We start from the raw sequence: 13,053 nt of genomic DNA, 5'->3' as shown, positions 1-13,053 counted from the left end.
TATGAGTCTTAATTACCTGGATTTTGAACAACCAATCGCAGAACTGGAAGCGAAGATTGATTCGCTGACATCGATTGGTCGTCAGGATGATAAACACGTAAATCTGGATGAAGAAGTTCAGCGTTTGCGCGAAAAAAGCGTTGAGCTGACGCGTAAAATCTTCGCCGACTTAGGCGCATGGCAGATCGCTCAACTGGCGCGCCATCCTTTGCGTCCTTATACCTTTGACTACGTGCGCAACGCGTTTGACGATTTTGATGAGTTAGCTGGCGACCGTGCTTATGCTGATGACAAAGCAATTGTCGGCGGTATTGCTCGTCTTGATGGACGTCCGGTGATGATCATCGGTCACCAGAAAGGTCGCGAAACCAAAGAGAAAATTCGTCGCAACTTCGGTATGCCTGCACCTGAAGGCTATCGTAAGGCACTGCGTTTGATGGAAATGGCTGAGCGCTTCAAAATGCCAATCATTACCTTCATTGATACGCCGGGGGCTTATCCGGGTGTAGGTGCAGAAGAGCGCGGCCAGTCTGAAGCGATTGCTCGTAACCTGCGTGAAATGTCTGGCCTAAAAGTGCCGGTCATTTGTACCGTGATTGGTGAAGGCGGTTCAGGTGGTGCGTTAGCGATCGGCGTTGGCGACAAAGTGAATATGCTGCAATACAGCACCTATTCGGTGATTTCACCGGAAGGTTGTGCGTCAATTCTGTGGAAGAGCGCAGACAAAGCGCCACTGGCTGCGGAAGCGATGGGCATCACTGCCGAACGTTTGAAAGAGCTGAAGCTGATTGATTCTGTGATCCCAGAACCGTTGGGTGGCGCGCATCGTCGCCCAGTGGATATGGCGATCTCGCTGAAACAGCAACTGCTGGCTGACTTGGCCGATCTCGATGGATTCACGACTGAAGAGTTGCTGGATCGTCGTTATCAGCGTCTGATGAGCTACGGCTACGCCTGATTTGCATGATAAAAAACTAAGCGGACCTCGGTCCGCTTTTTTTATGCCTTAATTCTGACTGAGAGCGGCCCTGCAATTCGCTATGCTTAGCCAATGCCACAACAACTTAGGAGGTGCGCATTGAATATTCTGGCAATCATGGGCGGGCACGGTGTGTTCTATAAAGATGAACCGTTGCGCGAACTGGATGCTGCGTTAAGTCAGCAGGGTTTCCAACTCATCTATCCCAAAAACGCCGTCGATTTGCTCAAGCTGATCGAACACAATCCCCGTATCAGTGGCGTGATTTTTGACTGGGATGCGCATAACAGCATGGAGTTATGTGGCGAAATCAATCAGCTGAACGAATATCTGCCGCTGTATGCTTTCATCAACACCCATTCGCAAATGGACATCAGCATCAATGAAATGCGTATGCCTCTGCATTTTTTTGAATACGCGCTCAATGCTGCTGAAGATATTGCGCTGCATATCCGTCAATACACTGACGACTATCTGGATCACATTACTCCGCCGCTGACGAAAGCACTGTTTACCTATGTAAAAGAAGGCAAGTACACCTTCTGTACGCCGGGTCACATGGCGGGTACCGCGTTTCAAAAAAGCCCGGTTGGCTGCTTGTTTTACGATTTCTTTGGTGCGAATACGCTGAAGTCTGATATTTCAATTTCCGTTACCGAGTTGGGATCGCTGCTCGATCACACCGGGCCGCATCTTGAAGCGGAAGAGTATATTGCGCGAACCTTCGGGGCGGAACAGAGCTACATGGTGACCAATGGCACCTCGACGTCGAACAAAATAGTGGGGATGTATGCAGCCCCCGCAGGCAGCACGGTGTTGATTGACCGTAATTGCCATAAATCCCTCACGCATCTGCTGATGATGAGCGATCTGGTGCCGATTTGGTTGAAGCCGACACGAAATGCACTCGGCATTCTTGGCGGTATTCCTAAACGTGAATTTACTCGCCCGAACATCGAAGCAAAGGTGGCGGCAACACCCCGCGCGACCTGGCCGGTGCATGCAGTCATCACTAACTCCACCTATGACGGCTTGCTGTACAACACGCAATACATCAAACAGACGCTGGAAGTTCCGTCGATTCATTTTGATTCAGCCTGGGTGCCTTACACTAATTTCCATCCTATTTATGAGGGTAAAAGCGGCATGAGCGGCGAGCGCACGCCGGGAAAAGTGGTCTACGAAACGCAGTCGACGCATAAGCTGCTGGCAGCATTTTCGCAGGCATCAATGATCCATATTAAAGGCGATTACGACGAGCAGACGTTTAACGAAGCCTACATGATGCACACCACCACATCGCCGAACTATGCAATTGTTTCCTCAATCGAAACGGCAGCGGCAATGCTGCGCGGTAATCCCGGCAAGCGTTTAATTAACCGTTCAGTCGAGCGTGCGCTGCATTTCCGTCGTGAGATTCAGCGTTTGCGAGAAGAGTCTGACAGCTGGTTTTTTGATATCTGGCAGCCTGAGCACGTCGATGAAGCGCAGTGCTGGCCGATCCAGCCGGGTGAAGAGGAGTGGCACGGTTTTACGCAGGCCGATCGCGATCATATGTATCTGGATCCGATCAAAGTCACCATCCTCACGCCAGGCATGAGCGAACTGGGCGTGATGGCAGATGACGGTATTCCGGCTGCGCTGGTAGCCAAATTCCTTGATGAGCGCGGTATCGTGGTGGAAAAAACCGGACCGTACAATTTGCTGTTTTTGTTCAGTATCGGCATCGATAAAACCAAAGCGATGAGTGTGCTGCGGGGCTTAACTGAGTTTAAACGCGCTTACGATCTGAATTTGCGGGTCAAAAATATGCTGCCGGATCTGTATGCAGAAGATCCTGATTTCTATCGCAACATGCGCATTCAGACGCTGGCGCAAGGGATCCATCAGATGATCCGTCAACATGATCTGCCGCGCCTGATGCTGAAAGCTTTTGATGTCTTGCCAGAGATGAAAATGACGCCGCATCAGGCTTTTCAACAACAGGTTAAAGGCAATATCGAAACGGTGGATATCAGTGAACTGGTTGGGCGTGTCTCGGCCAATATGATTTTGCCTTATCCGCCAGGTGTTCCGCTGGTCATGCCTGGTGAAATGATCACTGAGGCGAGCCGTGCCGTGCTCGATTTTCTGTTAATGCTTTGCAGCATTGGCCGTCATTATCCCGGTTTCGAGACCGATATTCATGGCGCAACACTGACTGAAGAGGGTGAATATCGCGTGCGGGTGCTGAAAAGTGAATGAGTTCAGAAGATTACGCATTGTCAGCGTAGAGTCTCGGCCGTAAGGTAATGAATTACCGAACTCAAGGAGCCAGCATGCTGCAGTTAACTCAAATCCATCACATCGCTATCATTGCGTCCGATTACCAGCGCAGCAAAGCCTTTTATTGCGACGTGCTCGGGTTTAGCCTGTTAGGCGAATACTATCGGGAAGCGCGCGATTCATGGAAAGGGGATTTAGCGCTTAATGGCCAGTACACCATTGAGCTGTTTTCTTTCCCTACGCCACCTGCTCGGGTTAGTCATCCCGAAGCCTGCGGCTTACGTCATCTCGCTTTTACCGTGGCAGATGTTGAAATCGCGGTTCAGGCGCTGGCAGAAAAAGGGGTAACTTGCGAGCCGATTCGCATTGATGATCTTACCGGTAAGCAATGCACCTTCTTTGCTGATCCAGATGGTTTGCCGCTGGAGCTGTATCAGGCGTAAAATAGCGCGCTTCAACGGGCCGCATTCGGCGGCCCGAATCTTTGGATTGCGCCATGTCTTTGCCACAGCTTGATCATTTGTTGAATTCTGACGCTGCGCTTGTCGTGGCTTTCAGCGGTGGCCTGGATTCAACTGTGCTGTTGCATCATATGCTGGCATGGCAGCAACATCATCCTCAAATCCGTTTACGTGCCTTACACGTTCATCATGGGCTCAGCCCCAATGCTGATGCTTGGGCTGCGCATTGCGTAGCGATTTGCCAGCAGTGGCAGCTGAGTTGTGAGGTATTGCGGGTAAACGTCGATAGCCGCGAGCAAGGCATTGAAGCGGCAGCTCGTCAGGCACGTTATCAGGCGTTGAGTGGCGCGTTAAAGCCAGATGAAATATTAGTAACCGCGCAGCATCTTGACGATCAGTGTGAAACTTTACTGCTCGCGTTGAAACGCGGTAGTGGCCCGGCAGGCTTAGCAGCAATGCCAAAAGCAATGCAGTTGGGCAATCATCGCCTGCTGCGTCCTCTGCTGGATATCTCCCGTCAGGTGCTTGAAGATTATGCTCACAAGCATCAACTCATCTGGATAGAGGATGAAAGTAATCAGGATGTACGTTATGACCGTAATTTTTTACGTCAGCGTTTATTACCTGAATTATTAACGCGTTGGCCCCATTTTGCCGAAGCGACAGCGCGCAGCGCCGCGTTATGTGGTGAACAAGAACAGCTGCTGGATGAGTTATTGTCTGAGCAATTACAGTCGCTGGTTCAGGCCGACGGTAGCCTGACGTTCACCGAACTCCTGAATTTCAGCGATGTGCGTGTTAATGCGCTGCTTCGCCGCTGGATTGCCGGGCAGGGCGGCAAGATGCCTTCCCGTGATGCGCTAAAGCGTATTCATCAGGAAGTGATGTTGAGCCGGGAAGATGCTCAGCCGCGTTTGCAGCTAGGCCATTTTGAAATACGCCGCTTTCGCCAGCAACTTTACTGGCTGCCGTTACAGGAATCTTTGCGTAACAGTGAATTGTGCTGGCCCGATCTCAACGACTCACTGACGCTTCCGCCTAATTTAGGCTCGCTGCAGGCTGATCACTCGGAAAATGTATTACGGCAGCCAAAGGCTGATGAGCACGTCTTTGTCCGTTTTCAGGCACAAGGCTATTTGCATCTGGTTAATCGCGCGGGTGGTCGAGAAATGAAAAAGCTTTGGCAGGAATTAAATGTTCCGCCATGGCAGCGCGAACGCATTCCTTTAATTTTTTATAATCAGACGCTTGTCTGCGCGCCCGGTTTGTTTGTTACCCGGGAAGGCGCGACCGTGGATGCGCACGGCTGGCAAGCGATCTGGCACAAACAATAATAGTGCTGGAGAGCAATGATGAAAAACTTTATTGCCGCCTTATTGGTGGTAACGGCAGTGCCGGCTTTTGCCGAGGGTGATGTGAATGCAGGCGCACAAAAAGCCGCGAGTTGCATGGCGTGTCATGGTGCGGAAGGAAAAACGGCGGTACCGCTCTATCCTAATCTTGCCGGGCAAAATAGCGCTTATCTTAATCATGCTTTACAGGCTTATAAAAAAGGTGAGCGCAGCGGTGGGCAAGCGGAAGTAATGAAAGCGTTTGTGGCGGGATTAAGTGATGAAGATATGGCGGATATTGCGGCCTATTATAACTCTTTGAAGCCGTAGCGAAGGAGGCGGGATAGAATCCCGCCCATGAGGATTGCGTTACTCTTCGCTGACGACAACCTTTCCCAGTTCGGGGTGGCTGAAACTGGCGATGTGATCGAGACGCAATTCACGCGTTTCACCAGAAAGGTCAATCTCCAGATACTCCACGTTTTTACGGGACACGATAACATTAGCTTTTGCCTTGAGCTGCTCGCCATCCTTCAATTCCAGCGACAGCATCCAATTCTTTTGGCAGGCGAGTTCCAGATTATCGTAGTCATCGCAATTGATGGGTTTATAAGCTTCGTTCATCAACATAGTCGCTCACCAATAAGTTTGCAGCGGCGTATGCCGCCTGTTCCCTGACAGAAGAGTTTAGCGCAGAATTCGCGGCAATATCATCAAGCGCCTTTAAAGCGCAGCCAATTGCATCCGGGACATAGCCTAAATCCCCACTGCCGATTTCGGCATATTTTTGGCGAACTAATTCACAATATTTTTGCACAAGCCCCTCCTCAGCAGAGCGTAAATACTCTGGATGATAGGCGACTATAACACAGGCATTTACAGGAAATCAGCCCGGCTAAAGCAGGATCGACACGCGTTTCACTGCTAAAGTGACAGATTCCGCTGTTTGACACCAGATTAATACCCGCACAAAAGGTTAAGTTGATGAATCAGTTAAGACATTTAAGCAGCGATTTCGCTCTGGAAGGTGACAGATGATTATGCTGTCGCGCAATATTGAGCTCCCCGATAACGAAATCGAACTGACGGCGATCCGTGCACAAGGCGCGGGTGGGCAGCATGTGAATAAAGCCAGCACTGCGATTCATTTGCGCTTTGATATCGCTTCATCGTCCCTGCCGCCGTTTTACAAAGAACGGTTGCTGGCCGCTAATCACCATTTGATTACTGGCGAAGGCGTGGTAGTGATTAAGGCTCAGGAATATCGCAGTCAGGAGATGAACCGTGAAGCTGCTTTACAGCGTTTAGTCAATTTGATTGCTGAACTTACTACGGTTGAGAAAACGCGACGCGCAACGCGACCTACGCGTGCATCAAAAGTACGGCGTCTGGAAGGCAAAACACGGCGTGCAAATACCAAAGCGTTGCGTGGAAAAGTGCAATAAAAAACGCCCCATAACCGGGGCGTTTGAACGTGAAGATGCTACTTATTCAGCGCTTTCAGCAGGAAATCGACAATATCGTCCTGCTTAATCATCTGTTTTTCACTGTCGCGGCGCGCTTTGTACTCAATCTCTTGGTTATCGAGGTTACGATCGCCAATAACGATAGTATGCGGTACGCCAATCAGTTCCATATCAGCAAACATTACGCCAGGACGCTCTTTGCGATCGTCAAGAATCACATCGATGCCTTTGGCGCGCAGTTGGTTATAGAGCTCTTCTGCCACTTCTTTCACTCGGAAAGATTTCTGCATGTTCATTGGCAGAATGGCCACTTCGAACGGAGCCAAGGCCGCAGGCCAGGTAATGCCGCGTTCATCATGGTTTTGCTCAATAGCCGCCGCCACTACGCGCGTAATACCGATACCGTAACAACCCATGGTCAACACTTGGTTACGGCCATCTTCACCCTGAACCGCGGCTTTCATCGCTTCAGAATATTTGGTACCTAGCTGGAAGATGTGTCCCACTTCGATGCCGCGTTTGATCTGCAGCGTGCCTTTGCCATCTGGACTCAGATCGCCTTCTACTACATTACGAATATCCGCAACATGTGGTGCGGGCAGATCGCGCTCCCAGTTAATGCCAATGTAATGTTTATCATCAACGTTGGCACCTGCACTAAAATCACTCATCTTCGCGACCGTACGATCAGCAATAATCGGCATATTTAGGTTAATTGGGCCAAGCGAGCCTGGACCTGCGCCCACGGCTGCACGAATCTCTTCTTCAGTGGCGAAAACCAGCGGTGAGGCAACCATGTCTGATTTCTCAGCTTTGATTTCGTTCAACGCATGATCGCCACGGACCAGCAGCGCAACCAGCGCATGACCGCTTTCTTCGGCACCTTTGACGATCAGCGTTTTGACGGTTTTCTCAATGGGCAGCTGGAATTGATTAACCAGATCCGCGATGGTTTTCGCATTCGGCGTATCGATCTGGCTCAGTTCCTGCGTTGGCAGAGCGCGTTCACCCGCTGGAGCCACCGCTTCTGCGAACTCAATGTTAGCGGCGTAATCGGAATCAGTGGAGAAGATCACATCATCTTCGCCGCTCTGTGCCAGCACCTGGAATTCATGTGATGCGCTGCCGCCGATTGAGCCGGTATCTGCCTGTACGGCGCGGAAATCGAGTCCCATGCGGCTAAAGCTTTGGCTGTAGGCGCGATACATCGCATCATACGTTTCTTGCAGAGATTCCTGCGAAATGTGGAATGAGTACGCATCTTTCATAATGAATTCGCGTGAACGCATCACACCAAAACGCGGACGGACTTCGTCACGGAATTTGGTTTGAATCTGATACAGGTTAAGTGGTAGCTGTTTGTAGGAGCTGAGCTCGTTACGAATCAGGTCAGTGACCACTTCTTCATGCGTTGGACCCAGCACGAAGGGACGCTCATGGCGATCCGCAACGCGCAGCAGCTCTGGGCCATACTGTTCCCAGCGGCCGCTCTCTTGCCACAGATCGGCAGGCTGAACGACCGGCATTGAAATCTCAATCGCGCCCGCGTTGTTCATCTCTTCACGCACGATGTTTTCGACTTTTTTCAGCACACGCACACCGGTCGGCAACCAGGTATACAAGCCCGAGGCCAGTTTGCGGATCATTCCGGCGCGTAGCATCAGCTGATGGCTGATCACTTCAGCGTCGGATGGCGTCTCTTTCTGAGTAGAGAGCAGATATTGAGTAGTACGCATTGGTTACGATTCCAGTTGATCGGAAAGTCACAGACAGAATTTTGCTGGCGGCTAGTGTACCAGCGAGATCTCTGGCTCAAAAGCGGGTTTTAACGTGGGTCGATAGCAACGACTTCAGTGCCGGCTTCATCAATACGCCAGCGCACATTAAAATCCAGCAACCAGGCAGCATATTCCCGCTCCAGCGCTTCGCCTTTGCGGTAAGCGGGGCGGGGATCCTGCGCCAAAACGTCGCTGATAAATCGCGCGAGTTGGGGATAGCTCACTTGCTGCTGCAAAAGCTGTTGTTGTGCCAGCAGAGAAAAACGCACTGGCATATCCGCTTCAGGTGCAGCCTGAGCAAAGCCAGCACGCGCATTCGGTAAGGCTTCAGCAAAAGGCAGGTAAGGTTTGATATCCACCACTGGCGTGCCATCAACTAAATCCAGACTACCCAGATCCAGAATGACCTGCTGCTTCGCGCAGCGAATACCTTTTAACTCAACCAGCGACATGCCAATTGGGTTAGGTCGAAACGTTGAACGCGTAGCAAAAACACCTACGCGTGCATTACCGCCGAGGCGCGGTGGTCGCACCGTGGGCCGCCATCCACCTTCCATCGTTTGATGAAACACAAACAGCACCCAAAGGTGACTGAAATCTTCCAGTCCACGTACGGCCTCAGGCTGATTGTAAGGGGGCAAAAGATGGAGCTCGCCGCCGCCATCCTGAACCAGACCTGGCTGGCGCGGCACGGCGAATTTCTCTTTCCACGGTGAACGGATTACACCAATTTGCGCAAAGGCGAATTCACTCATTGATTACTGACTTTCAGCGCCGAGCCTTGGCAAATAGCCTGGCGATAACAACCTGGCGTGCTGCTGACAATTTCGCATTTGTGCAGTAAAACGGCGTTGGCTTTCATCTGAGACGCTTTTACTTGTAAGCGTTTGCGTGCCGTCGCGATATTGGGGGGTGAATCTTGCGTGTTGGTCTGGCAATCATCGCCGGACACTTCACCTAAATCGCGGAACGGTTTGCTGACCAGATCGGTAGCATCGGTATAAACTTTGACCGGCGCAGGACGCGACGCAGGCTTACGTGTCGGCTCGCTGGATGCCTGCGGGCGAGAAGGTGCGCTGCTTATGGGGTGATATTCCCGAACACACCCAGTCAGCATCAATGCTAACAAGCAGAGCGGTAAAAAACGCATAGCAACATCCTCATGTTGTAAAAAGTGGCGTTATTGAAACAAGGACCAGAATAAATAACAAGTCGAGCGAGGTGCTAAGCAAAAGAAAGGGCGGCATAGCGCCGCCCTGAGGGAAGGAGCAAGGCAGAATTACCAGCCTTTTACTGCGCCACCGTTAAAGACTTTGTTAGCCGCGTCATTCACTTCGTCAGACTGATAAGCCTGAACGAACTTTTTCACGTTCTCTGCGTCTTTATTGTCTTCACGCGCCACAATCATATTGACGTAAGGTGAATCTTTATCTTCAACAAAGATACCGTCTTTCGCTGGCGTCAGGCCAATCTGGCTAGCGTAAGTGGTGTTGATCACTGCCAATGCAATCTGGGCATCGTCCAGTGAACGTGGCAGCTGCGGCGCTTCCAGCTCAACAATTTTTAATTTTTTCGGGTTTTCAGTGATATCCAGTGAAGTCGGCAGCAAGCCAACGCCATCTTTCAATTTGATCAGGCCCACTTTCTGCAGCAGCAGCAAGGTACGTCCCAGATTGGTCGGATCGTTAGGAATGGCGATTTGTGCGCCATCCTGCAATTCGTCCAGTGATTTGATTTTTTTCGAATAGCCGGCGATTGGGTAAACAAAGGTATTGCCTACCGATACCAGCTTGTAACCACGATCTTTGATTTGCTGATCCAGATAAGGCTTATGCTGGAAAGCGTTGGCATCAATGTCACCTTTGCTCAGCGCTTCATTTGGTAAAACATAATCGTTGAACGTCACCAGCTCGACATCGAGGCCATATTTTTCTTTAGCGACTTTCTGAGCCACTTCAGCAACCTGCTGTTCAGCACCGACAATCACACCCACTTTAATGTGGTTTGGATCTTTTTCTTTCTGATCGCATCCAGCCAGCGCAATCGCGCCAATTAGTGCACCCACAGCGGCAATGTTTTTAAACTTGAAAGACATATCCTTTCCTTAATATTGATATTGCTTGCTTACTTATGGGACACAGCACGCACGATGCGGTCGCCACAGAATTGAATGAGATACACCAGAACCACCAGTAATACCAATACTGTATTCATCACGGTAGCGTTGTATCCGATATAACCGTACTGATAACCAATCTGACCTAATCCGCCTGCACCGACTGCACCGCCCATGGCTGAATAACCGACTAAGGTAATCAACGTTATTGTCGCGGCGTTCACCAAACCTGGCAGCGCTTCAGGCAGCAACACCTTACGCACAATCTGCATTGGCGTTGCGCCCATGGCGCGGGACGCTTCAATCAAACCAGTGGGTAGTTCCAGTAAGGCGTTTTCCACCATACGTGCAATAAAAGGTGCGGCCCCAACCGTCAATGGCACAATAGCGGCTTGTAAACCAATCGAAGTACCTACAATGACGCGGGTGAAGGGGATCATCCACACCAATAAGATAATGAAAGGAATGGAGCGGAAGATATTCACTACCGCTGAGAGCACGCGATACAAACCTTGGTTTTCAAGAATTTGTCCGGGGCGTGTCACATACAGCAATACGCCGACCGGCAAGCCCAGCACAAAACCAAAAAAGCCCGAGACAAAGGTCATCATTAGCGTTTCCCATACGCCACGCGCCAGTAACCACATCATCGCGTCAGACATAACCTAATACCTCAACTTTTACATGGTTCTCTTGCAGCCAGGCGATGGCTGTTTTGGTGTCACTTTCTGTACCGTGCATTTCAGCCAGCATAATGCCGAACTTAACGCCACCGGCGTAATCCATCTGCGCGCTAATAATGTTGTTATTAACATTGAAGCGACGAGCGGCCTCTGACAACAGTGGGGCATCCACTGATTTACCGGTAAATTCCAGGCGCAACAGCGGTACGCTATCGGTTTTCGCTTCCGATGACATGCGTTGCTGATAGTCGTCAGGAATATCCAGATGCAAGGTGGACTGAATAAATTGTTGCGCTAACGGCGTTTTAGGGTGTGAGAACACTTCGCTGACGCTGTCTTTCTCGATTAATTCGCCGTGACTAATAACGGCAACCTGATCACAGATGCGTTTCACAACATCCATTTCATGGGTAATTAAGAGAATGGTCAGGCCCAAGCGACGATTAATATCTTTTAGTAATTCAAGAATGGAACGCGTGGTTGCGGGATCAAGTGCGCTGGTGGCTTCGTCACACAGCAAGACTTTTGGATTACTGGCCAACGCACGAGCAATGGCAACCCGCTGCTTTTGACCCCCTGAAAGGTTAGCTGGCCAGGCATCGTGCTTGTCAGACAATCCCACTAAGTCCAGCAATTCGGTAACACGTTGGTTGATCTGGCTACGCGACAGATTACCTAATTCCAGCGGAAGCGAGACATTGCCCGCCACGGTGCGTGAATTCATCAGATTAAAATGCTGGAAGATCATGCCTATTTGGCGACGGGCTTGAGTCAGTTGGCGTTCATTCAATGCAGTTAAATCAGCACCATCAACCAGCACGCGACCAGAAGTAGGGCGCTCCAACAGGTTTACGCAACGAATTAATGTACTTTTACCGGCACCGGAAGAACCGATGACACCATATATCTGACCCGCAGGGACATGAAGACTGACGTCAGATAACGCCTGAATCTTACGCGTACCTTGCTGGAACACTTTGGTTATATTTTCGAGTTTTATCATTGCGTTATTTATTATCGTATTACGTTGTCCGTGGTGTGGGATGCTTTCTATAAGCTTAACTATAAGAGAGCCCAATGGATGTTAAGGCATCCAGACGTCTAAATCAATCAAAGTCATTCAATCTGCCGTTCTCCCTTTTATTGCAATCATGCGATACTGAACGGTAATTTTTATAGCAGGAGTTTCTACGTGGCGAATAAAGTCCCAGCCATTTTTCTTGATCGCGATGGCACCCTAAATGTTGATCATGGCTACGTCCATGAAATCGATAATTTCCAGTTCATTGATGGCACCATCGAGGCGCTGCAAGAATTGAAGAAAATGGGCTTTGCCCTTGTAGTCGTAACAAACCAATCAGGCATAGCGCGCGGTATGTTTACTGAAGACCAGTTTATGACGCTAACCGAGTGGATGGATTGGTCGCTGGCAGATCGTGATGTTGACCTGGATGGTATCTATTTCTGTCCGCATCATCCTGAAGGGTCAGTTGAAGCCTATCGTCAACAATGTGACTGTCGTAAGCCGCAACCCGGAATGCTGCTCTCCGCCCAGGAAGAACTGGATATCGATATGGCTTCTTCTTATATAGTCGGTGACAAAGTTGAGGATATGCTTGCAGGACAAGCTGCTGGTGTTGGAACAAAAGTATTGGTCCGCACTGGTAAACCCGTAACAGCTGAAGGTGAAGCGGCAGCGGATTGGGTAATTAATAGCCTTGCAGACCTCGCTGAGCGGATTAAAAGCGCTTAAAATAGGCATTGTGATTAAAATTCAGGCGAACAGCAAAAAAGTTTGAATTCGCACTTGCGCTCTCAGAATGGTTCCCTATAATGCGCCTCCACTGACACGGCAAACCGGCAACGGGATGGCGGTTCAGGAGACACAGGAAACTGGGTCGCCGGAGAAAACTTCTGAAAAAGGGGTTGACTCTGAAGGAGAGAAGCGTAATATACGCCACCTCGCGACAGACC

At 50.2% G+C, this 13,053-nt stretch carries 15 protein-coding genes; 7 read left to right on the top strand and 8 right to left on the bottom strand.

Going from position 1 to position 13,053, the window contains the following annotated elements; translation table 11 throughout:
• Position 1: 1 nt before the first annotated feature.
• From accA to SC127_RS04915, 5 genes are all read left to right on the top strand, one after another.
• Positions 2–958: an acetyl-CoA carboxylase carboxyl transferase subunit alpha gene (gene accA, locus SC127_RS04935; protein WP_215847561.1), complete on the top strand. Its 957-nt coding sequence runs from the start codon at positions 2–4 to the stop codon at positions 956–958.
• A 120-nt stretch (positions 959–1,078) separates the two neighbouring features.
• Positions 1,079–3,223: a lysine decarboxylase LdcC gene (locus tag SC127_RS04930; protein ID WP_332625514.1), complete on the top strand. Its 2,145-nt coding sequence runs from the start codon at positions 1,079–1,081 to the stop codon at positions 3,221–3,223.
• 74 nt (positions 3,224–3,297) lie between these two features.
• Positions 3,298–3,687, top strand: a complete 390-nt coding sequence (locus SC127_RS04925; RefSeq protein ID WP_215847560.1) for a VOC family protein — start codon at positions 3,298–3,300, stop codon at positions 3,685–3,687.
• Positions 3,688–3,740: 53 nt separating this feature from the next.
• Complete coding sequence (gene tilS / locus SC127_RS04920) at positions 3,741–5,039, top strand: tRNA lysidine(34) synthetase TilS (RefSeq protein ID WP_332625512.1); 1,299 nt, start codon at positions 3,741–3,743, stop codon at positions 5,037–5,039.
• Between the two features lie 18 nt (positions 5,040–5,057).
• Positions 5,058–5,366, top strand: coding sequence for a c-type cytochrome (locus SC127_RS04915; protein ID WP_215848332.1), 309 nt, complete (start codon positions 5,058–5,060; stop codon positions 5,364–5,366).
• 39 nt (positions 5,367–5,405) lie between these two features.
• Here the strand turns inward: SC127_RS04915 and rof are convergent, their stop codons facing one another.
• Positions 5,406–5,666, bottom strand: a complete 261-nt coding sequence (rof, locus tag SC127_RS04910) for a Rho-binding antiterminator (protein ID WP_215847558.1) — start codon at positions 5,664–5,666, stop codon at positions 5,406–5,408.
• Complete coding sequence (locus SC127_RS04905; protein WP_215847557.1) at positions 5,644–5,853, bottom strand: YaeP family protein; 210 nt, start codon at positions 5,851–5,853, stop codon at positions 5,644–5,646. The genes rof and SC127_RS04905 overlap by 23 nt, the downstream gene beginning before the upstream one ends.
• A gap of 217 nt (positions 5,854–6,070) precedes the next feature.
• Here SC127_RS04905 and arfB point away from each other — a divergent pair, with 217 nt between their 5' ends.
• Entirely contained in the window at positions 6,071–6,481 is a 411-nt protein-coding gene (gene arfB, locus SC127_RS04900) for an alternative ribosome rescue aminoacyl-tRNA hydrolase ArfB (RefSeq protein WP_215847556.1), read from the top strand.
• A gap of 38 nt (positions 6,482–6,519) precedes the next feature.
• On the opposite strand, the gene proS is transcribed toward arfB, so the two are convergent.
• From proS to metN, 6 genes are all read right to left on the bottom strand, one after another.
• Complete coding sequence (gene proS, locus SC127_RS04895) at positions 6,520–8,238, bottom strand: proline--tRNA ligase (protein ID WP_243078540.1); 1,719 nt, start codon at positions 8,236–8,238, stop codon at positions 6,520–6,522.
• A gap of 89 nt (positions 8,239–8,327) precedes the next feature.
• A complete protein-coding gene (gene tsaA / locus SC127_RS04890) occupies positions 8,328–9,035 on the bottom strand; it encodes a tRNA (N6-threonylcarbamoyladenosine(37)-N6)-methyltransferase TrmO (RefSeq protein WP_243078539.1) in 708 nt (235 codons plus the stop codon).
• The gene (gene rcsF, locus SC127_RS04885) at positions 9,032–9,430 is read right to left on the bottom strand and encodes an Rcs stress response system protein RcsF (RefSeq protein WP_332625508.1); all 399 of its coding nucleotides are present in this window, start codon (positions 9,428–9,430) and stop codon (positions 9,032–9,034) included. Before rcsF ends, tsaA begins: the two co-directional genes overlap by 4 nt.
• Positions 9,431–9,559: 129 nt before the next feature.
• Positions 9,560–10,375 (bottom strand): MetQ/NlpA family lipoprotein, encoded by an 816-nt coding sequence (locus SC127_RS04880; RefSeq protein WP_243078537.1) that lies wholly within the window; start codon positions 10,373–10,375, stop codon positions 9,560–9,562.
• Positions 10,376–10,404: 29 nt separating this feature from the next.
• The gene (locus tag SC127_RS04875; protein WP_243078536.1) at positions 10,405–11,058 is read right to left on the bottom strand and encodes a methionine ABC transporter permease MetI; all 654 of its coding nucleotides are present in this window, start codon (positions 11,056–11,058) and stop codon (positions 10,405–10,407) included.
• Positions 11,051–12,082, bottom strand: a complete 1,032-nt coding sequence (metN, locus tag SC127_RS04870) for a methionine ABC transporter ATP-binding protein MetN (RefSeq protein ID WP_215847554.1) — start codon at positions 12,080–12,082, stop codon at positions 11,051–11,053. Before metN ends, SC127_RS04875 begins: the two co-directional genes overlap by 8 nt.
• 189 nt (positions 12,083–12,271) lie before the next feature.
• Between metN and gmhB the strand changes: the two genes are divergently transcribed.
• Positions 12,272–12,832, top strand: coding sequence for a D-glycero-beta-D-manno-heptose 1,7-bisphosphate 7-phosphatase (gene gmhB, locus SC127_RS04865; RefSeq protein ID WP_215847553.1), 561 nt, complete (start codon positions 12,272–12,274; stop codon positions 12,830–12,832).
• The last annotated feature ends 221 nt before the right edge of the window (positions 12,833–13,053 follow it).

The organism is Pantoea sp. T14, from assembly GCF_036663535.1.
Classification (GTDB): Bacteria; Pseudomonadota; Gammaproteobacteria; order Enterobacterales; family Enterobacteriaceae; genus Pantoea; species Pantoea phytostimulans.
This window is presented reverse-complemented; position numbering and strand designations above follow the sequence as displayed.